Annotated in this window: 17 protein-coding genes and 1 pseudogene; 12 read left to right on the top strand and 6 right to left on the bottom strand. The window is 68.7% G+C overall.

Annotation, left to right across the window (positions count from 1 at the left end):
• Positions 1-467: 467 nt before the first annotated feature.
• The 4 genes from NQO67_RS18640 to xseA all read right to left on the bottom strand — a co-directional run bounded on the left by NQO67_RS18640 (position 468) and on the right by xseA (position 6,713).
• Positions 468-3,917 (bottom strand): AfsR/SARP family transcriptional regulator, encoded by a 3,450-nt coding sequence (locus tag NQO67_RS18640; protein WP_255951172.1) that lies wholly within the window; start codon positions 3,915-3,917, stop codon positions 468-470.
• 299 nt (positions 3,918-4,216) lie between these two features.
• Positions 4,217-4,807 carry a malonic semialdehyde reductase gene (locus NQO67_RS18635; protein ID WP_255951171.1) on the bottom strand — a complete coding sequence of 197 codons (591 nt, stop codon included), beginning with the start codon at positions 4,805-4,807 and terminating at the stop codon, positions 4,217-4,219.
• 202 nt (positions 4,808-5,009) lie between these two features.
• Positions 5,010-5,324 carry an exodeoxyribonuclease VII small subunit gene (locus tag NQO67_RS18630; RefSeq protein WP_255951170.1) on the bottom strand — a complete coding sequence of 105 codons (315 nt, stop codon included), beginning with the start codon at positions 5,322-5,324 and terminating at the stop codon, positions 5,010-5,012.
• Positions 5,325-5,333: 9 nt separating this feature from the next.
• Positions 5,334-6,713, bottom strand: coding sequence for an exodeoxyribonuclease VII large subunit (gene xseA / locus NQO67_RS18625; RefSeq protein ID WP_255951169.1), 1,380 nt, complete (start codon positions 6,711-6,713; stop codon positions 5,334-5,336).
• 126 nt (positions 6,714-6,839) lie between these two features.
• Here xseA and NQO67_RS18620 point away from each other — a divergent pair, with 126 nt between their 5' ends.
• Together NQO67_RS18620 and ppgK are read left to right on the top strand one after the other, a co-directional pair.
• A complete protein-coding gene (locus NQO67_RS18620; RefSeq protein WP_255951168.1) occupies positions 6,840-7,880 on the top strand; it encodes a 4-hydroxy-3-methylbut-2-enyl diphosphate reductase in 1,041 nt (346 codons plus the stop codon).
• A 119-nt stretch (positions 7,881-7,999) separates the two neighbouring features.
• The gene (gene ppgK / locus NQO67_RS18615) at positions 8,000-8,749 is read left to right on the top strand and encodes a polyphosphate--glucose phosphotransferase (protein WP_255951167.1); all 750 of its coding nucleotides are present in this window, start codon (positions 8,000-8,002) and stop codon (positions 8,747-8,749) included.
• Between the two features lie 207 nt (positions 8,750-8,956).
• Here the strand turns inward: ppgK and NQO67_RS44295 are convergent, their stop codons facing one another.
• Positions 8,957-9,748: a DUF6542 domain-containing protein gene (locus NQO67_RS44295; RefSeq protein ID WP_308295674.1), complete on the bottom strand. Its 792-nt coding sequence runs from the start codon at positions 9,746-9,748 to the stop codon at positions 8,957-8,959.
• 788 nt (positions 9,749-10,536) lie between these two features.
• Here NQO67_RS44295 and ychF point away from each other — a divergent pair.
• The 8 genes and pseudogenes from ychF (at position 10,537) to NQO67_RS18565 (ending at position 20,051) form a co-directional block, all read left to right on the top strand.
• Positions 10,537-11,625: a redox-regulated ATPase YchF gene (ychF, locus tag NQO67_RS18605; protein WP_255951166.1), complete on the top strand. Its 1,089-nt coding sequence runs from the start codon at positions 10,537-10,539 to the stop codon at positions 11,623-11,625.
• 374 nt (positions 11,626-11,999) lie between these two features.
• Positions 12,000-13,178 carry a DUF262 domain-containing protein gene (locus NQO67_RS18600; protein WP_255951165.1) on the top strand — a complete coding sequence of 393 codons (1,179 nt, stop codon included), beginning with the start codon at positions 12,000-12,002 and terminating at the stop codon, positions 13,176-13,178.
• Positions 13,175-14,296, top strand: coding sequence for an AAA family ATPase (locus NQO67_RS18595; protein ID WP_255951164.1), 1,122 nt, complete (start codon positions 13,175-13,177; stop codon positions 14,294-14,296). The genes NQO67_RS18600 and NQO67_RS18595 overlap by 4 nt, the downstream gene beginning before the upstream one ends.
• Complete coding sequence (locus tag NQO67_RS18590; protein WP_255951163.1) at positions 14,277-15,329, top strand: hypothetical protein; 1,053 nt, start codon at positions 14,277-14,279, stop codon at positions 15,327-15,329. The genes NQO67_RS18595 and NQO67_RS18590 overlap by 20 nt, the downstream gene beginning before the upstream one ends.
• Before the next feature lie 452 nt (positions 15,330-15,781).
• A pseudogene (locus NQO67_RS44880) lies at positions 15,782-16,507 on the top strand (hypothetical protein); the annotation flags it as partial.
• 751 nt (positions 16,508-17,258) lie between these two features.
• On the top strand, positions 17,259-18,509 hold the full coding sequence (locus NQO67_RS43865) for an RHS repeat-associated core domain-containing protein (RefSeq protein ID WP_308295673.1): 1,251 nt from the start codon (positions 17,259-17,261) through the stop codon (positions 18,507-18,509).
• On the top strand, positions 18,499-18,984 hold the full coding sequence (locus tag NQO67_RS18570; RefSeq protein ID WP_255951162.1) for an Imm21 family immunity protein: 486 nt from the start codon (positions 18,499-18,501) through the stop codon (positions 18,982-18,984). The genes NQO67_RS43865 and NQO67_RS18570 overlap by 11 nt, the downstream gene beginning before the upstream one ends.
• Positions 18,981-20,051, top strand: coding sequence for a Dyp-type peroxidase (locus NQO67_RS18565; RefSeq protein ID WP_308295672.1), 1,071 nt, complete (start codon positions 18,981-18,983; stop codon positions 20,049-20,051). The genes NQO67_RS18570 and NQO67_RS18565 overlap by 4 nt, the downstream gene beginning before the upstream one ends.
• A 733-nt stretch (positions 20,052-20,784) precedes the next feature.
• On the opposite strand, the gene NQO67_RS18560 is transcribed toward NQO67_RS18565, so the two are convergent.
• On the bottom strand, positions 20,785-21,687 hold the full coding sequence (locus tag NQO67_RS18560) for a class I SAM-dependent methyltransferase (RefSeq protein ID WP_255951161.1): 903 nt from the start codon (positions 21,685-21,687) through the stop codon (positions 20,785-20,787).
• Between the two features lie 478 nt (positions 21,688-22,165).
• On the opposite strand from NQO67_RS18560, the gene NQO67_RS18555 reads away from it, so the two are divergent.
• Together NQO67_RS18555 and NQO67_RS18550 are read left to right on the top strand one after the other, a co-directional pair.
• Positions 22,166-23,080: an IPT/TIG domain-containing protein gene (locus NQO67_RS18555; RefSeq protein WP_255951160.1), complete on the top strand. Its 915-nt coding sequence runs from the start codon at positions 22,166-22,168 to the stop codon at positions 23,078-23,080.
• 270 nt (positions 23,081-23,350) lie between these two features.
• Positions 23,351-23,584, top strand: a complete 234-nt coding sequence (locus tag NQO67_RS18550; RefSeq protein WP_255951159.1) for a hypothetical protein — start codon at positions 23,351-23,353, stop codon at positions 23,582-23,584.
• Positions 23,585-23,805 lie beyond the last annotated feature (221 nt).

Here is a 23,805-nt window from a genome sequence, read left to right as displayed (position 1 = left end):
GTGGTGCAGTGGTGCGGCAGGTGCGGAGGGTCCGCCCGGGGTCCGTCCGGTAGGACAGAGGTGGCAACCCGGGCGTCCCGCCCGCACCCGTCAGCCGTGTCCGGGCGGCGTCGCGTCGCCCGTCAGGTCCAGCCGATGTCCGTCGCCGCGAGGTGGCCGGGGCCGGGCGTGGCGGTCACGCCACCCCAGCCGAGGTCCGGGGCCGCGTCACAGCGCGGGTGTGGAGGGTGCTGTCGTTCGGGTGCCGTGGTGGGTGTGTGTCGTGGTGCAGGCCGGATCATGTGGGGCTCTCCTGGCGTTTCTGGGCATGGGTCGTTCGTGTGCCGTCCCGGATCGTTCCCGGGATGTTCGGGCGCAGGATGCGCGCCGTCCCACCGACCGTAGGAGCGCCCGATTACCTTCCGCTTGCAGCTGCTGGTAACTGGTGGAATCTGCTGGAGACTGCGCGTCGTGCCCCGGCCGCTCCGTCAAGGTCGAACGTCGCCCTCGCCCGTTCCGCCGCCTTCCCGACCCCGGCGTGGTGGGCGGTCGGCCTCCGGCCCGGTGATGCCGAGCGCCGCCGCCGTCTCGTCCGCACGCTGCCAGTGCGGGTGAGCGGCGGCCCGGCCGCCGGTGCGCGCGCAGCAGTTGCCCAGCACGCGCGAGGCGTGCATGACGCCGGGCCTGCTGCCCGTCTCGGTGTGGATCCGCAGGCTCCGCCGGGCCTCGTGGGTGGCCTCCTCGACGTGGCCGTCGTGCAGCAGCACCGTGGCGAGGACGGTACGCGCATGGCCCTCGTAGGCGCGGAAGCCGCACTCGTGGATGCGGGCCAGGGCGTTTCGGACGAAGCGCAGTGCCTGGGTCGGGGAGCCCAGCCGGTGGTACGCCGTGGCGAGGCCGTTCAGGGCGTGCACCTCCAGCACGGCGTTGCGCACTTCCTGGGCGAGGCGCAGGCCCTGCTGGAGTTCGTCGATGGCGGTGCGCAACTCGTCGAGCTCCAGCCGCGCGGTGCCGATTCCGGTGTGGACCTGAGCCTGGCGGCGCCGGTTCTGCAGCCGGACCGCCAGGTCCAGAGCGGCGCTGAAGTGTTCGAGCGCAGGGTGGTGCCGGCCCCGTTCGCACTCCAGCCAGGCTTGGTTGACGTGCACGGCGGCCCGGAGGTCGTCGTTGCCGATGTCGCAGGCCGCCGACATCGCCCGGTCGAGCCAGTCGGTGGCTTCCGTGAACGAGCCGCAGAAACCCAGCACGGCACCGAGGTTCGCCATCGTCATGGTGGCCTGCTCATCCCTCAGGTGCCCGTACTTCGCCAGCGCCTCGCGGTAATGGCCGATCGCCGTGGCGAGATTCCCCGCGCAGACGTGCCAGTGGCCCAGATTGTTGAGGATGAGCGCCTCGGTCGCCGGGTTGCACTCCAGGCTGTGCCGGGCGGTGCTGATGGCCAGGTCGAGCTTGCCCAGTTCGGCACAGAGCACGGCGTTGTTCGACAGTGCTGCGGCCTGCCCCTCCCGCCATCCGGCGGCCTCACACGCGGCCAGCGCTTCAAGGCCGTGCCGAAGGGCACCTGAGGGATCGTCGCTGTGCACGTAGTGGGCTGCGGTGCGGCACAGGGCGGCCACGGCCAGGCCGGTCAGATCGCCGCAGGCCTGCGCCGCGGTCTGCGCGTGATCGGTCAGCCGGGTCAGGTCGAGGGCGAGGCGGCGCCAGCTGAGGTACAGCCGTGTCGCGTTGGCCAGCAGCCATGCGGCGTGGTGGGGGCCCTGCACGGCGGCGCGGGCGGCGATCGCGAGCAGGTTCTCGCGTTCCGTGCCGAACCACCGGGCGGCCTCGTCGGCACTGGCGAAAGCGACCGGTGTGGCGTGCGCACCGCGTGGACCGGCCGGGTCGGCCAGGCTGCCCAGGCTCGCCGGATCGACCCATTCGTCCCGGCCGGCCAGGCTCTCCCTGCCACCGGAGGGGTGCTCGTCGCGCGGGTCGTCGCCGGGCACGGGCATGCGGGGTCCGAAGGGGTACAGCGTGCGGGCCGCCCGTTCGGCGCCGTCCAGGTACCAGTCCATCAGCCGGTGTGCGGCCCGCTCCCTGGCCTGCGGGGTGTCCTCACGCTCGGCGCGCTCCTTCGCGTAGGCGCTCATCAGGTCGTGCAGGCCGTACCGGTCGGGACCGGCCGGCGCCACCAGGTGGGCCGCAGTCAGTTCCCGTAGGATCCGGCCGGTCTCGGGCACGGTCAGGCCGCCCAGGGCCGCCGCTGCGGCCGTGCCGAAGGTGGCGCACGGCGACAGGCCGAGCAGCCGGAGAAGCCGCCGGGCCGCCGGGGTCAGCCGCTGGTAGGACAGGTCGAAGGTGCGGCGGACGGCAGCGTGCTCGTCGCCCTCCACGGTCAGCTCCCCGAGGGCGTCCGCGCGCAGCAGCGCAGCCTGCTCGGCGAGGGTGCGCTCCGGATGCCCGACGAGGTGCGCCGCCGTGATCCGCAGAGCCAGCGGCAGACCGGTGCAGGCCCGTGCCAGGTCGACCGCGGCATCGGGCTCGGCAGCGACCCGCGCCCGGCCCACCAGGGCCGCCAGCAGCTCGACCGCGTCGGCCGCCGGCAAGGTGTCGAGATCCACCCGGCGCGCCCCGTCCACCGCGACCAGGCCGTCCAACCGGCTGCGGCTGGTGACGACGACCATGCAGGTCGGCGAGCCGGGCAGGAGCGGACGGGCCTGCGCCGGATCCCGCACGTTGTCCAGCAGGATCAGCATCTTCCGCCCGGCGAGCACCGAGCGGTACAGCCGTGCCGCGTCGCCGACGTCCTTGGGGATCTGCTCGTCGGGCAGGCCGAGGGCGCGCAGGAACGCGGCGATGGCGTGCAGCGGGTGCTCCGGCGCGCCGGCGGAGTAACCGCGCAGGTCCGCGTAGAGCTGACCATCGGGAAACTGCTGGGCCACCCGGTGCGCCCAGCGCACCGCGAGCGCCGTCTTGCCGACGCCGCCCGCGCCCGTCACGGCCGAGATCACCACGGGTGCGTGCGGCCCGTGTCCGGCCATCAGCCGGTCCAGCGCACGCAGCTGGGCGACGCGTCCGGTGAAGGCGGTCACGGAGGCCGGGAGCTGGGCGGGGGCCACGGCGGGGACGGAGCGCACCACCGGCCGGGTGTCCTGGGCGAGGACGTGGGCGAAGGCCGTGGACAGTTCCCGGCCCGGGCCCACCCCCAGCTCGTCGCGGAGCCGTAGCCGCACCTCCTCGTAGACGGTCAGCGCGGCGGCCTGGTGGCCCGCCGAGGCCAGCGCCTCGATCAGCAGAGCGTGCGGAGGCTCGTCCAGGGGGCGGGCGTGCACCAGGGGCTCCAGGAGCGGTTTCGCCCGCTCGGGGTGGCCGAGGTCGAGCCAGGTACGCGCGGCGGTGAGCACGGCGGCCTCGCGGTCCTGCTCCAGCGCGACCACGTCCACGGCATCCTCGTCCGACGCCTCGACGTCCTCCAGTACCCGGCCGCGCCACAGCCCCAGTGCCTCGGTCAGCAGATCGGCCCTGGTGGTGGGGTGTGCGGAACGGGCGGAGGAGAGCAGCTGGCGGAACTGCGCCGCATCGGTGCGGCCGGCGCCGAGGTCCAGCAGGTAACCGGTCGGGGTCCGTCGCACCGCGAGCCCGTCACCGGCTTCCCGCATGATCCACTGGCGTAAGCGGTGCACGGCCACCCGCAGGGCCGCCCGAGCCTTCTCCGCGTCGCGGTGCCCCCACAGCCGGGCCATCAGCAGGTCGTCGTCGGCTCCCCGGGTGCCTCGGAGCGCCAGCAGGCCCAGCAGGCTGCGCAGGATCGGCGAGGACGGCGCGGTGTCCTGCGCCGGGCCGCCGGACGTCCCGGGCGCGGGACGTCTGCGCAGTGCCACCGGGCCGAGGATGAGCATGTCCGTGACCGGTGCCCCCGGTGTTTCCGGCGACTTGGTCGTGTCGGCAGCGCTGGACACCCCGGCCCCTTCCCCTACTCGAACGCGTGGCGCCCGAGCCTCCGGATCGCGTCGTGCACGCGTCCTCGGGCACGACATACCCGGCGCTGGAGATGCGCCATGCCCAGACAGTCTCGGACACGGCGGCCGCGGGACGTGGCGCGGGGTCCTCGGGCGGGGGTGGCACGGGGGCGGGGTGGTGGTGCGGGGTGGTGCGTGGTGCACAGCGGTGCGGGGGAAGGGGCAGCGGCAGGGCAAGGGGAAGGGGAAGGGGAAGGGGAAGGAGAAGGCCAGGGCGGCGCGAGGCCGCCCGGACCGGGTCAGATGGTGGTGACGACCTGCTCGTAGTCGAGGCGGGGGGAGCGGTCGAACCAGGCGTCCGCGCCGGGCCGGCCGATGTTGACGATCATCAGCGGCGTGTGGTTGTCGTCCAGGAACTCCTTCTGGACGCCGGCGAAGTCGAAACCGGTCATCGGACCGGCGGCGAGGCCGGCCGCCCGGACGCCCACGATGAAGTACGCGGCCTGGAGCGCCGCGTTCAGGCCGGCGGCGCGCTCACGGGTCGGGCGCTCCGAGAAGAACGCGTCCTTGATGCCCGGCGCATGCGGGAAGAGCTGCGGCAGCTCCTCGTGGAACTCGTTGTCCGCCGAGAGGATGGCCACGAGGGGTGCGGTGGCGGTCTTCGGACGGTTGCCCTCGGCCATGTGCGGCACGAGCCGCTCGCGCGCCTCGGCGCTGCGCACCAGCGTGATGCGCAGAGGCGACTGGTTGAAGGCGGTCGGACCGTACTTGACCAGGTCGTAGATCGCCTGGACCTGCTCGTCGCTCACCGGCTCGTCGGTGAACGTGTTCGCGGTGCGAGCCTCGCGGAACAGCAGGTCCTGGGCGGCGGGGTCAAGAACGAGAGACATGGGCGGACCTTCTCGGGACGTGTGGATCACTTGGTCACGGCCGACTGTACGACACAGGACGTTTAACGTTCAACAAAAGTGATGGGCTTCACGGGTGTCGCGTGTCGGGTGCCGGTGCCTGCCGGGTGCCGGGTGTGGCCGGGTGCCGGTGCCTGCGGGGTGCCAGGTGTGGTGGCGGGTGTCGGAGGCCTGGGGCGTGCGCTCAGGCTCCGTCTTCGGCCGAAGTGCCCGGTCCGGGCCCGGCGAGCCCCGGCGCGTCGGTGACGTCCGCGCGGGTCACGTCCTGCTCCTCGTCCTCCGCGAGGGCGGCGTCGAGCCGGGCGCGTGCGCCGTCCAGCCAGCGGCGGCACACCTTGGCCAGCTCCTCGCCGCGCTCCCAGAGGGCGAGCGACTCCTCCAGGGTGGTGCCGCCGGTCTCCAGGCGCCGTACGACCTCGATCAGCTCGTCGCGCGCCTGCTCGTACCCGAGCGCCTCCTTGCCGGCGTCCGCACCGGCTTCCGTCTTGCTGCTGGTCATGCGCCCACCCTAGGAGTCCGTTTCATCGTCCGTGTCCGTGCCTGTATCCGTGCTCGTGTCCGCGTCCGTGGCTGTATCCGTGCTCGTGGACGCGTCCTTGTCCTTGTCCTTGTCCTTGTCCTTGTTCGTGTTCGTGTCAGGGCCAGCGCGGTCGTCCGGGGCCGCGGCGTGCGTGGCCGGGGCCGCGGCGACGCGTACCGTGAAGGCGCCTTCGGCGACCCGGGCGCGTAGTTCCTCGTCGGGCGCCACTTCGTGCGGGGCGCGCACGGCGTGGCCGTCGGCCTTCTGGAGCACCGCGTAACCGCGCTTCAGGGTCGCGGCAGGGGAGAGCGCCACCACCCGGGCGCGGGTGTGCAGCAGCTCCGAGTCGGCCCGGTCCAGCAGATGCCGCAGGCAGCGGCGGCTGCGCTCGACGAGCCCCGTGACCTGCTCGGCGCGCTCGGCGACCATACGGTGCGGGTCCTGTATCGACGGCCGGGCGAGCGCATGGGCCAGGCCGCGCTCCTCGCGCTCGACCAGCGCTTCGACGGTGCGCCGTGCGCGGTCGCGCAGCCAGCGCACCCGCTCGTACTCCTCGCCCACGTCCGGCACGATCTTCTTCGCCGCATCGGTCGGGGTGGAGGCGCGCAGGTCGGCCACGTGGTCCAGCAGCGGATTGTCGGGCTCGTGACCGATCGCCGACACCACCGGTGTGCGGCACGAGGCCACCGCCCTGACCAGCTGCTCGTCGGAGAACGGCAGCAGGTCCTCCACGCTGCCGCCGCCGCGCGCCACGATGATCACATCGACCTCGTCGAGCGCGTCCAGCTCCTTGACGGCCTGGACCACCTGCGGCACCGCGTGCACGCCCTGCACGGCGACGTTGCGCACCTCGAAGCGGACGGCGGGCCAGCGGTGCCGGGCGTTCTCCAGGACATCGCGCTCGGCGGCCGACGCCCGGCCGCAGACCAGGCCGATGAGCTGCGGGAGGAAGGGCAACGGCTTCTTGCGCTCCGGCGCGAACAGCCCCTCACGGGTCAGCGACTTCTTCAACTGCTCCAGTCGCGCGAGCAGTTCGCCCATGCCGACCAGCCGTATCTCGGCGGCCCGCAACGACAGCTGGCCGCGCGGCGCGTACCACTCGGGCTTGGCGTGCAGGACGACACGGGAGCCCTCGGCGACGACGTCCGCAACCGCGTCGAACACCGTGCGGTAGCAGGTGACGCTCACCGACACGTCGTGCGACGGGTCGCGCAGCGTCATGAAGACGACGCCGGCGCCGGGCCGCCGCGAGATCTGCGTGATCTGCCCCTCGACCCAGATGGCACCGAGGCGGTCGATCCACCCCCCGATGAGCCGCGACACCTGGCCGACGGGCAGCGGGGCGTCCGCGGACGTGTTCACAGCCATGGGGGGAGCGTAGTCGCCGGGGGTGACAATCCCCGGCGCTGCCGGCAGGCGAGCGGCGCCGGAGCTCGGGGCCTGCCTGGCGGTACCCCTGAGGGTGATCCGGCGGGCGCGGACGGCGCCCTTACGATGGGGGGCATGACTGCTTCGCCAGCGCGCCGTGTCCTGCTCGCCGCTCCCCGTGGCTACTGCGCGGGCGTGGACCGCGCCGTGATCGCCGTGGAGAAGGCCCTGGAACAGTACGGGGCCCCGGTGTACGTCCGCCACGAGATCGTGCACAACAAGCATGTCGTCCAGACCCTGGAGAGAAAGGGCGCGGTCTTCGTCGAGCAGACGGCGGAGGTGCCCGAGGGGTCGATCGTGATGTTCTCGGCGCACGGTGTCGCCCCCGTCGTCCACGAGGAGGCCGCCGAGCGCCGGCTGGCCACCATCGACGCCACCTGCCCGCTGGTGACGAAGGTCCACAAGGAAGCCGTCCGGTTCGCCAAGGAGGACTTCGACATCCTCCTGATCGGCCACGAGGGACACGAAGAGGTCATCGGCACCTCAGGAGAGGCCCCCGAGCACATCACCCTGGTCGACGGCCCCAAGGACGTCGCCAAGGTGGAGGTACGCGACCCGTCGAAGGTCGTCTGGCTCTCCCAGACCACGCTCTCCGTCGACGAGACCATGGAGACCGTCGACGCCCTCAAGGAGAAGTATCCGCAGCTGATCTCGCCCCCCAGCGACGACATCTGCTACGCCACCCAGAACCGTCAGCTGGCCGTCAAGCAGATGGGCGCCGAGGCCGATCTGGTGATCGTCGTCGGCTCTCGGAACTCGTCGAACTCCAAGCGTCTCGTCGAGGTCGCCAAGATCGCCGGCGCTCGTGACGCCCGCCTCGTGGACAGCGCCGAGGAGATCGACGAGGCCTGGCTGGACGGCGTCGGCACGGTCGGCCTCACCTCCGGTGCTTCCGTGCCCGAGGTGCTCGTCGAGGGCGTCCTGGACTGGCTCGCGGCGCGCGGCTTCGAAGACGTCGAGATCGTCAAGGCCGCCGAGGAGTCGATCACGTTCTCGCTCCCCAAGGAGCTACGCCGCGACCTGCGCGCCGAAGCAGCGTCCCTTGCGGCCGGCGGGCGGACGGACTCGGAGGGGGCCGGCGGCGCCGGCGGCACGACGGAGGCCTAGACGCGAAGCCGTCCGAACGGTCCGAACGGTCCGAACCGTCTGAGCCGTCTGCGCCCCCGCGGGCTTGCGACCGCCGTTTGCGGGCGTGTCCGAAGGCGTCCGCACGTACCGTAGGACTCATGCAGATCTTCGGTGTGGACATCGGCGGCTCCGGCATCAAGGGCGCGCCCGTGGACCTGGACCGCGGCGACCTCGCGGACGACCGTTTCAAGGTGCTGACGCCTCAGCCCTCCTCCCCCGACGAGGTGGCGGAGAGCGTCAAGGAGGTCGTGCACCACTTCGCGTGGCAGGGCCCGGTCGGCATCACCTTCCCCGGGGTCGTCACCGACGGTGCGACGGTCCGTACCGCCGCCAACGTCGACAAGTCCTGGATCGACGTCGACGCCCGGGCCCTCCTGAGCGACCGGATAGGCGGACTGCCCGTGACCGTCGTCAACGACGCCGATGCCGCCGGCGTCGCCGAAATGCACTTCGGTGCCGGCCAGGGCCGCGGCGGCACCGTCTTCGTCCTCACCTTCGGCACCGGCATCGGCAGCGCCCTCTTCATCGACGGCCGCCTCGTGCCCAACACCGAGCTGGGCCACCTCGAGCTGCACGGCCACGACGCCGAGAAGCACGCCTCCACCAAGGTCAAGGAGGACCACGACCTGAGCTGGGAGCACTGGGCGAAGCGCGTCCAGCGGTACCTGGCCCACGTCGAGATGCTGTTCTCGCCCGAACTGTTCATCATCGGCGGCGGAGTGAGCCGCAAGGCACGCAAGTTCCTGCCCCTCATCAAGGGCCTGAAGGCCGAGCTGGTGCCGGCGCAGTTGCAGAACAACGCGGGGATCGTCGGGGCGGCCATGCAGGCGGCGAAGTCGGCGGAGTAGACCGACGGTCGGGCACACACGGCGGGCACACGCCGGGTGACTTGCGCGGGCGGCTTGGGCGGGCGGCTTGTGTGATGGCTTGCGCGGGTGACTCCTGTATGTGGGGAGGAGGGGAAAGCGGCAGGCACCGCGTCGTGTACCGAGCGGTTCACCTCGGTGCCCCCGCTTTCGCCCGCGGCTGCCCTGCGAGCCGCCCTGCGTCCCGCCTCAAACCGGGCGGCGGCGGGGCTGAGGCGGCGACTGCTGTGGTCCGGACCGTGCCCCGGAGAGCCGGGTGCGCCCGCGCGACCCGGACCGGTCCGGGTCGCGGGACCGGTCCGGCTGCCGTTCCCGCCCCTGGGAACCGCGCTGACCCGGGCGACCCTGGCCTTGCCCTTGCCCCTGCCCCTGCTGCCCGCGGCCGTGTCCCTGACGGGTCTGGCCTGCGCGGTTCGGGCCCGTCGCGCCGTCCCGGTCACGTGCCGTACGGGGACGGGCGGGCACCGTGGGCCGCGGACGACCCGTACCCGTGCCCATCCCCACGCCCCTGCCGGTGCGACGTGCCGCGGCCCGGCGCCTCAGCAGCCGGATCTTCCGTACCGTCGCGATCACGCCCGCGATCAGCGTGCCCCCGTACAGCCACCCCGCGTGCATCGCGAGCGCGGTGAACAACCCCATCACCCGGGTGGCGAACCCGCCTGTGGCAGCCGCCAGCGGCAGCACCCCCGCAGCGAAACCGATCGGCACGGAAACCGGCGCGGACAGCACGTCGATGCGCCGCACCCACAGCGCGGTCACCATGCTCACCGGCAGGAAGAGCACCCCGTAGACCACCATCGACCCGCCGAGCAGCACCGCATCCAGAAAGGCGAGCAGCACCATCACCATGGTGCAGAACAGCCCGCCCCCAAGCGCGGTCAGCCGCGGATTGGGCGCGTTCCGCAACGCCCGTACCAGTGCCCGCACGACGCCCGGCGTGGCCCGTGCGCCCCGGAACGCGAGGCGCACGGAGCGGTACACGATCCGGATGGACAGGCCGACGGCACGGCGTGCAGGGCGCGTGGCAGGGCGCCGGCCTGTCGAACCCGTCTCCGGGTGCCCCGGCACGGCTACGCCAGCAGCGGCGCCGGCCCCCAGCGGCCCGCTCTGCGGCGGCAGCGGCGGCCCGACCCGATGCGGTCGCGCCTGCGATCCGGCCTGCGACCGAGCGGCTGAGCGAGACGGCGACGAGGACGAAGACGAAGGGGATGAGGACGAAGGGGATGAAGGGGACGGGGACGAAGGCCGAGACGAGGGAGACGGGGACGACGATCGGGATGAGTGAGGTGAGTGGGGCGAATGGAATGAGTGGGACGAGGGTCCGGCCTGTGGAAGGGCCTGGGCTAGTGGGAGGGACTGTGGGGGGCGCGTCCTGGGGTGGTCCACGGAGCCCAACCTAGGTCCGATCATGTGTCGAGCAGGTCATGGGACACGCACTTTTGCCGAGCTTCCACCGCGCGTTCGACTGCGATCGGACGTCCGACGGCAACCGGACGCCGGACGACGACCGGACGCTGGACGACGACCGGGCGCCCGACGGCGACGGGGCGCCCGACGGCGACGGGGCGCCGATCGCCCAGCCGGTCCGGTCGCGTCGGGGCCGCGAGGACGTGACGCCTCGCGGCAGGGCGCACGGGCGGCACGCCGTAGACTGGTGGATCGGCCCGCCGGCCCCGGCTCACCGGAAGCCAGCGCCACCCAACGCCACCCAGTGGCACCCAGCCCCCACCCACTCCGCCCGCCCGGCCCAGACGTACGGAAGTCGTAACGTGTCGCTCACGATCGGAATCGTCGGTCTGCCCAACGTCGGCAAGTCGACCCTGTTCAACGCCCTGACCAAGAACGACGTGCTCGCGGCCAACTACCCGTTCGCCACGATCGAGCCGAACGTGGGCGTCGTGGGCGTCCCCGACCCCAGGCTGGACAAGCTGGCCGAGGTCTTCTCCTCGCAGAAGGTGATCCCGGCCACCGTCAGCTTCGTCGACATCGCGGGGATCGTCCGCGGCGCCAGCGAGGGCGAGGGCCTGGGCAACAAGTTCCTTGCGAACATCCGCGAGTCCGACGCGATCTGCCAGGTCATCCGCGCCTTCAAGGATGAGAACGTCGTCCATGTGGACGGCAAGATCTCACCCAAGAGCGACATCGAGACGATCAACACCGAGCTGATCCTCGCCGACCTTCAGACCATCGAGCGGGTGCTGCCGCGCCTCCAGAAGGAGTCGCGGATCAAGAAGGACCTCCAGCCGAAGGTGAAGGCGGTGGAGGAGGCCAAGGAGATCCTGGACGGCGGCCGCACCCTCTTCGCGGCCGGTATCGCCCAGGGCACCGAGGCCGCCGAGCCCCTGCACGACCTGCACCTGCTCACCACGAAGCCGTTCCTCTACGTCTTCAACGTCGACGAGGACGAACTCGCCGACGAGGCGTTCAAGGACGAGCAGCGCGCCCTCGTCGCCCCCGCCGAGGCGATCTTCCTCGACGCGAAGCTGGAGGCCGAACTCGCCGAGCTGGAACCGGACGAGGCCCTGGAGCTGCTCCAGTCCGTCGGCCAGGAGGAGCCGGGCCTGGCCACCCTCGCCCACGTCGGCTTCGCCACCCTCGGCCTCCAGACCTACCTCACCGCAGGCCCCAAGGAATCCCGCGCCTGGACCATCAAGAAGGGCGCCACGGCACCCGAGGCCGCCGGCGTCATCCACACCGACTTCCAGCGCGGCTTCATCAAGGCCGAGGTCATCTCCTACGACGACCTCATCTCCGCCGGCTCCGTCGCCGACGTCCGCGCCGCGGGCAAGGCCCGCATGGAGGGCAAGGACTACGTGATGCAGGACGGGGACGTGGTGGAGTTCCGGTTCAACGTATGAAAATCACATCATTCTGGGCTTGGGTGTGAAGTCCCAGGTCAGGGGGGTTGCCGCGGGCGTGGCGGCTGATTGTTGTGGCGTTCTCCGGGAATGTTCAAAGAGCGGGGTGGCGGTGGGCGACTTCGTGTTTCCGCAGGTCGGTGGCGTGATGTACGCGGTGAGTGCGGTGAGTGGTGGTTCGGTCACGGAGTCGGTGACTGGATCGCTGCGGGATGAACTGACAGTTCGTCATCTGCGATGTCCGGTGTTCGACGCTCCCGTCACGCGTCAAGGAGTGCCGGTGGCCCGCCGGTAGAGACAATGCATATCGAGAAGAAACGGGGGGATCTGGCATAAGGTCACTGCGCCGTTGGGGCCGTCCGTAGGATGACTCCATGGTTATGGAAGGTACGCAGACGGCTCCGGAGACTCTGGCCGTGGTGGAGGACGTGTTCGAGGGACACGCCACGGACATTGAGGTAGAGGACACTGGCGAGGACACCACTCGCATCCAGCGGCCCTGGAACCCGGACCAGATTAGGGTGAACACCAGCCAGTTCTCCCTGCGTAATATCCTCGACCAGATCGACGAAGGTTCCATCGAGCTCGCCCCGGACTTCCAGCGGTTGCGGGTCTGGCGGGCCGACCAGAAGTCTCTGCTGGTTGAGTCCTTGCTCCTGCAGATCCCGCTGCCCGCGTTCTACTTCGCAGAGGACAAGGACGGATCGTTCCGGGTAGTCGATGGTTTGCAGCGGCTGTCCACACTGCACGCGTTCGTCCGGGGCGGCACCGACGGCTTCGCCTTGGGGAAACTGGAGCACCTGGACGACCTGAAGGACCTGCGTTTCGCTGATCTGCCCGTGCCGTTCCAGCGGCGAATCAACAATACCCAGCTGATCGTCAACGTGATCGACCCGACCACGCCCCGTGGCGTCACTTACGAGATCTTCAAGCGGATCAACACGGGAGGTACTCCGCTCAACGGCCAGGAGATCAGGCACTGCATGAGCAGTCGGCGCAGCCGGGACATCCTGCACCGAATGACCCACACGGATGCCTTCGCCAGGGCCACCGGCGGTCGCCTGACCAACCACATTCGGATGAATGACCGGGAGATGGCGCTGAGGTTCGCTGCGTTCTGGTTGAAGGGGCTGGTGACCTACCAGGAGCGGCCGGTGATGGAGACGTTCCTGATGGATGCCACCGAGCTGCTTGACGACCGCAAGCAGGTCCCGGACGAGCGGGTGGCGGAGTTGGAGGCCGCCTTTGAGCGAGCGATGGCTCACGCGTACCTCGTCTTCGGCGAACACGCGTTCCGTAAGTGGCCCGAGGGGGAGAACTGGCGGCGACCAATCAACCGTGCCATGTTCGAGAGTTGGTCGCTGGCCCTGGCTGACCCTGACCACACGGCGGACGACCTACGCGTACGCCGTCAAGCCATCGTGACGGCCGCTCGCCAGCGGATGACCACCGACGTGGCCTACCTCAACGCCATCACGTCTTCCACAGCCGACCGGGGCCGGGTCGACTACCGTTTCAAGGCTGCCGTGGCGGATGCCGGAGCCGGCCGGTGATCACCTCCCTAGAGATCCGGAGCTTCAAACGCTTCAAGGCCGAGTCGTTCGACCTGCGCCCGCTGACCGTCCTGACCGGTGTCAACGGCGGAGGCAAGAGCACGGTGATCCAGTCCTTGCTGCTGACGCGGCTGGCTGAGGCGGCACGCGGCACGGCGGGGGACGCCGTCCGGTTGAACGGCCCACTGGGGCTGGCCCTTGGGGAGGCCCGGGACGTGCTGAACTGGACGGCCGACACTCGGGAGATCACCGTACGGCTGGGTGGCTCGAACGGCGAGTCGTGGGTGTACGTCCTCGGTCTGCCCGACTCCGAACAGGCGCTGCATCTTCAGGCGCTACGGCTGCCGGTGCAGTCCGTGCCCGGTGTCGGGAGGGACGTCCGGGACCCCGCGTTTACCTATCTGTGCGCCGAGCGGCTTGGCCCGCGTGACACACTCGCGGTATCTGCCGAGGAGCCGGACCGGATCGGGGTCGGCGTTCGGGGCGAATACACCGCGCAAGTCCTTGCGCTGCGCGACACCCGCGCGGTGACCAGCCGCAGGACGGTCCGCGAGCCGCTGCGGAGCCCGGAGGCCGCTGGCCCGCAACTCAGGCTCCAGGCCGAGGCATGGGCCTCGCAGATCATCCGTCCGCTGCGGATCACTGCCCAGGTGGCGGTGGGCATCATGGCCGGGACGATCCGGTTCGGCGAGCCGGGCCTGACTGGCGAGGAGATCCGGCCCGTCAATACGGGCTTCGGCGTCTCCTATGCCCTACCGGTCATCGTCGCCGGTCTGCTCACTGAGCCGGGCGACCTGCTGATCGTGGAGAATCCGGAGGCACATCTGCACCCGGCGGGACAGTCCCGGCTCGGTCGGTTCCTGGCCCGGGTGGCGGGCAGCGGCGTGCAGGTCGTGGTGGAGACGCACAGCGACCATGTCCTCAACGGCGCCCGGCTCGCCGTGGCACAGGACCGTGCCATCCTTGCGAAGGACATGATCACTCACTACTTCGACAACGACCAGGTGCTGCCTGTCGGCATCAACGACAAGGGCGAGCTCAGTCACTGGCCCAGCGGCTTCTTCGACCAGATCGAGACTGACCTCGGGAGGTTGGCACGTGCCCGGCGTGGAAAGTGAGGCAGGCCAGAGCGGACTGGACTTACCAGATGGCTGCGTGCTCGTGCCGAGTGACCACGCAACTGCCGACGACTATCGAGTGGTGGTTGGCGAGGAGTGTTTCGACTGGCGGGAGTTGACCGAACCTGACTCGCTGCGGGACGCTCTCGGCGCGCTCGCAGATTTGCTCCAACCGCTGGCCGACGGGCGTACCGCTGCGTTTGTCGATGCGGCATACGATGCTGAGTGCCTGCCGTCGACCAAGCTGGTCGATGCCTTGTATTCGCCGGGCAGCGGTCTGTCCCACGACGACCGGATCCGGTTACAGAAGCTGTTGGACAAGTGCCGCGTCATTGAGCCCGCCGAAGCGGACCTGCCCCGGCCTGTCCGGGTGGCCGACGGCTCTGAGCGGGAGCGCTCCTGGGGCATCACTCACGCCTTGGCACGGGCCGCCGACGGGCGTGCCATGTCCATCCTCCTCGCGCCCTACGTCTCGCAGCCCGATTGGCCCGCCGGGTGGCTCGCCGTGACACGGAAGACGGAGGAGGGCTACGACGAGGTACGGGCGCACGTCCTGCGCTACGCGGCGGACATGCCCGGTTTCTGGCGCGGCGTGTACACCCATGAACGCGTCCCGGCCGAGCGCTTCTTCGCCTTCGCCCGGCACGCCTTTCCTCGGCTGCTGTTCGCCGACTCCCTGCGTATGCACCATTTCAAAGGTGCCTACGGCGAGGTACTGCCTTGGCTGGTACGGCTGCTGGGCGCACTTGACGACCACTTTGCCCGGTTCTTGGCCGAGTGTGGGGGGGATCAGAATCAGGTCATGCGCCGATTCAGAGCGATGGACCTAGACATCTCACCCGAGAGTTCGAATACCAAGAAGAACGCGAAGGCGTGGGAACAGCGCAACGTCAGCCATGAGGGCAACACCTACCGCTGCGAGTGGCACGGCAAGCGTCGGTGGGACCGTGACCGGGTGCACTTCTCCCTGCCGATTCCCGAGCGGGACGACCGCATACTGATCGGAGTCTTCGTGGGGCACCTGGCGACCTGAACGTAGACGGTAGGCCTATAGCTGGGACTGCTGCGTGATCGGGCCGCAGACGGAATATATGCAAAGGCCCTCTGGAACAAGATCAGCACGTACGCCGACGTCCTGCCGGTTATTTCGGCTACACCACCAACGCCGACAACCAAGTCACGGCCGCCGAGGTGACCGAACCGGGCGGCGCGGTCCGCCGGGTGACCTTCGACGCGGACGGCTTCGGCACCTCCGAGACGGCTGTCTACGGCACCGATCTCGCCCGCAAGACCAGTTACGAGCGCGGTTCCTACCACCGCGTCGATGCCGTGACCGACCACTACGGACGCCGCACCGAGTTCCACTACGACGCAGCCGGCCACATCACCGAGACCATCGAGCTGGCGGGCACGGCCGACGCCCGTTCCTCCGGCACGATCTCCTTCGACGGTCCGTTCGACCAGCCCACGTCGACAACGGACGCGATGAACCACAAGACGGTCTTCGGCTACGACGCCGACGACAACCTGCAGACCGTCACCGATCCCGAAAACCGGGTGACGAAGTACACCTACGAGACGGACGGTCAGGTCAAGACCGTCACCGACGCCGCCGACGCGACGACCGAGTACACCTACCGCAACGGCGACCTGATCTCCGTCAAGGACGCCGAAGGCCGCGTCAGTAGCCAGTTCACGGATGCGGCCGGCCGATCGAGCGCCATGACGGACGAAGCGGGCTCCGTCACGGCAGTCACCTACGACGCGCTCAACCAGCCGCGCAAGGTCGCTGACCCGCTCGGCCACACCACCTCCTACGACTACGACGCGAACGGCAACCTGCGGACCCTCACCGACGCCCGCCGACACGCCACGGTCTGGGACTACGACGACTCCGACCGACCCAAGACGGTCACCGACCCGCTCGGCGCCCAGGCCATCTTCAAGTACGACACAGCGGGCCGACTGAAGCAGGTCACCAGCCGCTCCGGGCAGATCGCGACAGCCGACTACGACCTGCTCGGCCGCACGAAGACCACCGCTTACGGCGTCAAAGACGACGGCACCGCGGAGTCCACGGTCGTCTACGACTACGGCGACGTCGACCTGCCGAAGACCATCACCGACAGCCAGAACGGCAAGCAGTCCTTCGACTACGACGTTTACGACCGGCTGCACGTCAGCACCGGCCCGACCGGAACCGTCACGTACGACTACGACACGCTCGACCAGCGCAAGACCATGACCGCTGCCGGAACGACGACCAGCTACGACTACGACGACTCCGGCATCCTCAAGACCCTCACATCCGGCACCCAGCAGATCACCTTCGGCCTGGACGACGTGGGCCGGCAGAAGACAGCGACCCTGCCGGGCGGCATCACTCGCACCACCGGCTACGACACGACCGGCGTCATCAAGTCGATCAGCTACGCCAACGGTACGGGCGCGACGATCGGCGACCTGAACTACACCCGGGACGCACGCGGCCTCCAGACCGGCCTGACCGGATCCCTCGCTGGCATCGCACTTCCCACGGCCGAGTCCGGCACCGTCTTCGACGACGCCAACCGCATCACCACCTTCAACGGCCGCTCCTTCACCTACGACAAGGACGGCCAGCTCAAGGACGACGGCCAACGCGGCTACACCTGGAACGCCCGAGGCCAGCTCACCGGCCTCACCGGCACGGCACGGGCACCGGGGGCACCGGGCAGGACGGCAGCTTCGCCTACGACCCCCTGGGCCGCCGCGCATCGAAGACCACCGGCGATACGACCGGCAAGTACCTCACCGACGGCGGCAACCCGGTGGCCGAGCAGAACGCCACCGGTGACACCACCGCAACCGTGGCCATGGCGGCCTGGACGACTTCCTCACCCGCACAGAGGACGGAAAGACCCAGGTCTACCTGACCGACGCCCTCGGCAGCGTGCTGGGCCTGGCGAACACCGACGGCACGGTGGCCACCCGCTACACCTACGACCCCAACGGCAGCTCCACCGCGACCGGGGACGCCGCGTCCAATCCGTACCGGTTCACCGGCCGCGAGGACGACGGCACCGGCCTGCTGTACTACCGCGACCGCTACTACGACCCTGAGACCGGCCGGTTCATCTCCCAGGACCCGACCGGCCAGGCCGGCGGCACCAACCTCTACCAGTACGCCCTGTCCTCCCCGACCACGTACACCGACCCGTCCGGCGACAACCCGCTGATCGCCGGGTGCGTGATCGGCGGACTTGTCGACGGCGGCATCGACTGGCTCACCCAGCGCCTGTCCGGCCGCAAAGTCGACTGGGGGCAGGTCGGCGCCTCGGCCCTGACCGGCTGCCTCAGCGGCATGCTCGGCGAGGGGCTCGGCGCCCTGGGCGAGGCCAAGGGGGCCAGCCGGGTCGCCGACGACGTATGTGTGCCCAACAGCTTCACCGGCGACACACCGGTCCTCATGGCCGACGGGACCACCAAGCCGATCAAGGACGTGCAAGTCGGTGACGAAGTCGCCTCCACAGACCCGGAAACCGGCGAGAGCGGCCCACGCACCGTCAACACAGTCATTAAGGGGACCGGCACCAAACGCCTAACGGAGATCACCATCGCCGTCTACGGCCCTGAACGCTCAGGTAACGGGAAATCCACTACCCTCACCGCCACAGACGGTCACCCCTTCTGGGTTCCCGAACTCCACAAATGGATGCAGGCATCTGATCTCAAGCCTGGCCAGTGGCTGCAGAGTAGCGCCGGCACCTGGGTACAGATCACCGCGATACGCCACCGAATCGGGCAGGCCACGGTCTACAACCTCAGCGTCGAGGGACTGCACACCTATTACGTGGCGGCAGGCGCGGCGGTTTTGGTCCACAACGCTGGCCGAAGTGATCCTGAAGTCGTCTGCACAATTGGGTCGTACGCCGTTGAGTCAATCCCTTCGATTAGCAAGAGTCAAAGATTTCCCGCATGGATCCGGCAGCAAGTCGATGATCTCGGATACAAGTACGGATGCCACACCTGCGGTACTCTTGATCCGGTCGGCAAGAGATGGGTGCCCGATCACCAGCCAATTAGTTCTTGGGTGCCGGACGGATTTCCTCAGAGGCTCTACCCGCAGTGCCTGGAATGCAGCAGGAAGCAAGCGGGTTGGGCGCGTCAGCTGGCCCCGGTGATGAAAAAGATATACGAGTCTGCCGCAAGGGTTGGGGGATATGTCAACTGAGTGGATCGAGTCGGAAGGCGGTCCGCTGGTGCTACTCGGTACCAGGCAGATTGAGGAGTGGTCCGGTTACCAGGGTGATTATGAGCTCGCCTGTGAAGTCGAGGACTGCGTTGGACTGATCGAACTCGACCAAGGTCGTGGAGAGGCGATCGTGATCGGAGGCGATCCGCTCCCAGCGGCCTACATGCGAGAATTCCCCGCCATTGTGCAGTGGGTTCAAGCGCCTTCCGAGGCTGCTTTGTTCTCAGGTTTGCGAAATCTCTGGGGAGAGATCCAAGGATGGTCTCCGGGGCCAGAGGTCGACATTGATGGGCCGTTGTTCATGATGGACGCGGCGCTTCCCGGCGTTGAGTCCGGAGAGGAATATGCGCGAGTAGACCTGCCTGCGGGTCGCTATCGAATCGACACGGTTGAGATTGACTTTGACAATGAAACCTGCGCCAGGGTTCATCGCTTCAATCGGTTCGATGGATGAGTAGTAGGAGGCGACTCCTTCTCGCCGCCATCTTCGCGGCTCTCGGCGGTGGGTCCGCTGCCGCCATTGCCACTCCTTTTCTATGTGATGACCGTCGGAACGGAGATAAAGTCCCGGCATTCTTGCGTGGCGTTGCACCATTTCCTCATGGGCAGATCTTGGCGCTTGATCTCGCCGTGGCGAGAACAATGGCCGCTGAAGCCGTTCGAGATGCACATCGAACGGTCGCGGCTGTTGACGGCGGTCCTGTCTCCGTGTGGCTTGCTCTGGGAGCCGGGCTTCTACGCGAACCCGTGGTAAGGCCCCGCCATCTCAAGCTTATGCCGTCTTTTCTCGGGGATCTGCAGGATCCTGAGCTGTCCCACGGTGACCTTCTGGTGCAGATCACCGGGACTTCGGCGCACCAGGTGGCGAAGAATACCCAAGACCTTCTTGGGGCCTTGCCGCAGTTCCGAGTCCGTTGGCGGGTTCACGGAGTCCGTCCCGAGAACCGTGAGGAGCATGGTCGGGGACTGGCCCGGAATCCGTTTGGGTTCACTGAAGGGTATGGAAACCCTGCCGATTACGACTCCATGGCCGGCCGTGCGTTGGTTCGGCCAGACCAGGGTGAGCCAACCTGGGCCGTGGGCGGGAGTTACCAGGTGGTGCGGATCATCAAGTTCGCTGACGAGCTCTGGCGGCAGGACTCTCCACGTGAGCAGGAACGGATCATCGGTCGTGGACGGGATGGGCGGTGGTTGGACGGGACACCGAACAGCGAACGGCTCGACTTCGCCCCTGATCCGCACGGAAGGATCACGCCTCTGGACTCGCACGTGCGCCGAGCGGCACCAGACCGTCGTCATCCGCCGCCGCTCGTGCGGCGCAGCTACAACTACGATCGCGGCGATGGCGATCGCGGCCTGATCTTCTCCTGCTTCCAGAGGGACCTGGCTGCTGGGTTCGAAGCCGTGCAGAAGAGGTTGCAGGGCGAGGCCATGGCGAAGTACATCCTCACCGTGGGAGGTGGTTACTTCTTCGTGCCACCACCGGGAGATGTTTGGCTCAACGTGTTGTTCCCGGTGTGAGGGGACCGTGCCATTCCGTGGCGGACCCCGGCTGGGTGGAGTCTGGCGCCTTGCTGGATCCGGGCTGGATGATGGCGGCATCAGGCTTGTTTGCGCAGGTGACAGCGTTATCTTGGACGTTCCGGTTCAACGTATGAAAATCACATCATTCTGGGCTTGGGTGTGAAGTCCGAGGTCAGGAGGCTTGTCGCCGGACGCGTCGGCTGCTTGTTGTGGCGTTCTCCGGGAACGTTCAAAAGCTGGGGCAGCGGCAGCCGTCTGTGTGTTTCCGCAGGCCGGAGGCGTGAAGTACGCGTTGAGTGCGGTGAGTGATGATCCGGTCACAGTGAGGGCTGCTGGATTGTTGCGGGATGGTCTGACGTAGCGTCAGCCACCGATGACCGGTTCTCGGTGAGTGGTGAAGGCTTTTCCCCTTCGGCGGTGATGGCCAGGTGAGCCGTGAAGCCATGCGGTCACGCGCTGCAAGGTCGGCTTGGGTGGCTGGTCAAGATCAACTGTCGTTTGGGGTGTGCCAGTCGACCGGGAGCGTCCTACTGAGGTTCGATGCGTGATGTCGCGGGACCCTACCGGTTGAACTGCGAAGACGCGTATCCGCCGCACGGCATCATGCGAAGATCACCCACCAGTAGATGAGCGGACTGTAGCGCCCGCTCTGATCCCCCTGCCTGTGGGTGGCGATGATTCTGCGCCGGAAAGCGATGTTCCGGTGGCAGACGAAGTCATGTGCGGGCGTTCAGGTCTCGGCCAGTTGAAAGTGCCAGATGATCTCCACCGGAACCCCGGTGTTGGCCGCTGTAGCAGCCTCGGGTACCAGGTCCATCAGGCACCATGGCCAGTCCTCCCACGGACCCAAGTCGATCGTGAGCTTCCGTGGCGGATCCTGTGCCCCGGTCCGTCCCCCGGCTCGCTCCTCGGGTTCCTCACAGCGCCGGACTTGTAGCCCCACCGCAAGCGCGGCACGTAGGTAGTCCCCGACCGGATGACGATAGGTTTCCAACTGCCCCGGCCTCCCGTCCGCCAAGCGCACCGAGGGAATCGAACCCCGCGCCACGCATTCCGGGTGGATGTCCGAGGTCACGAGGTGCCCGCCCGGACGCAAAACCCTGGCGAACTCCGCCATCACCGGCCCCAGGTCGGCGACGTGCGTCAGGGCAAGAGAACAGACCACCAAGTCCATGGCATCATCGGCCACGGGCAGCCGGCGCAGGTCGCCAAGGAGGAACTCGCCTGCTGGTACCCGCTCACGTGCCCGCGCCAGCATGTCCGCCGAGCTGTCGACGCCGACTGTCCGGTGACCGCGCTCGGCCAGCAGGACCGTCATCCGACCGGTGCCGCAGGCGGCGTCCAAGGCGACACCAGTCGGCATTCCATCGAGGATTTCCCCGACCACCGGCTCGTCGAAGTCGAACGCCGAGTTGGGGCCGTCATAGGTCCTCGACCAGATCTGGTATCCATCGACGGTGCCCACCGGGGCAACGTCCACAGCGGCATCCGCCAGCGTCTCGTCGTCAAGCAGCCTCCGGATCTCGCCGACACGCGCATCGACGAACTCGCGATCGTGCTCCCCGGTGAACGATCGCAGCAGGGCAGTGCCTTCAAGGCCCACCAAGTAGGCGAGCGGATTCTGGTGCTTCACGGCGCGACGCTAGCGACGCTCGTGGCGCCAGCGCCACCGATTTGCCCGTCGCTCCTGGCAATGTACCTCTCGGTCACTGGTGATCTTCGCATGATGCCGTGCGGCGGATACGCGTCTTCGCAGTTCAACCGGTAGGGCCCTGCGACATCACGCATTGAGTCTCAGTAGTCCCTTGTCGAGCCTTGGGGGTGACGGTCAGGGGTGTGGTGATTCAGGCCATTCGCTCCATAATCTCTCGCACTCCTGAGCGGTTGTGCCTAAAGTGCGGCGTGTTTGTGCGCTGAAAGTGGCAGTCATGTGAAGTTCCTGATCTGTGTGGTCGCTCTGGGGGGTGCGCGGGCGGGGAGAGCGGTTCGTGGGGCGTATGGGGGCTCGTCGGCGGTCGGTCACGGTGGGGGCGCTTGTGCTGGCGCTGGCCTGCGGTTCCCTGTCGGCGCAGGCGGCTTCACCGGACACCAGACCGCCGGGGAGGGCGAGGGTGGGCACCAGCGCATCCGCCCCTACGTCCTCTGAGGCCACGGCGTCTCACTCAACCGATTCCCCCGGCAATCGTGACGACGATCCCGGAGCGGGCGGCTTAGGTGAGGGGGCCCACAGCTCCGGCGCGAAGCGGAAAACCGCTGCCGAGGCGGCCGAGTCGACCACCGATCATGCGGTCTACGCCTATGACGCGGCGGATCGTTTGGTCGGGGTGACTGACCCGGATGGTGAGACGGCCCGCTACCGCTACGACGAGGCGGGTAACCGGCTCGGCGTCGATCGCTATCCGTCGACGCAGTTGTCGGTGCTGTCGGTTGTTCCGGCGGGGGCCGCAGTCGGGGCGAAGGTGACGCTGTCCGGTACCGGCTTCTCTGCGACAGCGGCCGATGATGCGGTGTCCTTCGGCGGGGCCAAGGCGACCGTCTCCTCGGCGTCGGCAACGCGGCTGACCGTGACCGTGCCTTCCGGCGCGGCCGACGGCAAGGTCTCCGTCGCCGTGGGGGATGCCTCCGCGCAATCCACCGAGTCCTTCGCCGTGGCCGCCGGGGCGCCGGTAGTCTCCAAGCTGACGCCGTCATCCGGTGTACCGGACACGCAGGTGGTGCTGTCGGGGTCCGGGTTCGCGGCGAACCTCACCGACAACGTGGTCCGCTTCAACGGCGGTACGGCCGCCCGGCTGGTGTCCGCCACAGCGACCTCCGTGACGGTGCGGGTGCCTCAGGGGCAGGCTGGGACGTCACCGCCCACCTGGGCCTGGCCACCACCCGAAGAACATCTCGCCTGCTGGCCTGCCGCCCCGGACGACTGGCCGCGCCTGGTCCGCCCGACCATCCACGAGGTGCTCGGCCTGTGTGCCGCCCTTGCGGTCGCGACCGCCGCCCTCGGCCTCTCGGATCGCCTCGCCCATGTCTGACCGAAACCATAGAAGGCCGCTCCGCGCCGATCCGCAGGGGCGGCCTTGCCGTATTCCCAACCGCGTGTGGCGTACTCATCACCGACGAATGAGGAAGACACGATGGCGACGACACCAGCGTGCCGAACCGGCCTCGCTGGAAGCCCGATATCTTGCGGGGCGGTTGGCAACCTGTCGGCCGAGGGTTCCGGAGTGACCTGTATGGCCCTCCCCAGCACGAGATCATTCCGTCTACCCGACCGCAGTCCTGCCCGCCCGCAGGCTGCGGCCATGACGTCCGACTCACCGATGCCGTCCCCGCCGTTCTCTTCACCAGACAATGCTGTGCTCCGAGTGGTCGTCGGCAACGCCATCGCGTCAGTACGCGGCGGCGAACCCTCGGTTGAGGAGGCGATCCTGCATGCGGCCGTGCACGGCTGGTACGAGGATCACTTCCAAGGCGAGGACGAGTGTCCCGGCTGCGACTTCCGGGGTGGACTTCCGAAGAACGCCAACCGCGACTGACCACCCAGCAACTGGCCTGCCGCCATCGGCGGGAGCCGGACGGGCGGTGTCGTTAGGGGTGGGATCACGGCAGGTGGCGAACGCCATGTTGTGGCAGCGGGCGGCTGCGCTGAGTGACCTGCTCACCCCAGAGGTGCAGCCATAACGAACTGCCTCCCAGCGCTTCGCACGCCGGGAGGCGGTCGCGGCCCGACCCAGACTGCCGCATACCCGCAGGTGCG

It is taken from the genome of Streptomyces odontomachi (assembly GCF_024435355.1).
GTDB lineage: Bacteria > Actinomycetota > Actinomycetes > Streptomycetales > Streptomycetaceae > Streptomyces > Streptomyces odontomachi.
This window is presented reverse-complemented; position numbering and strand designations above follow the sequence as displayed.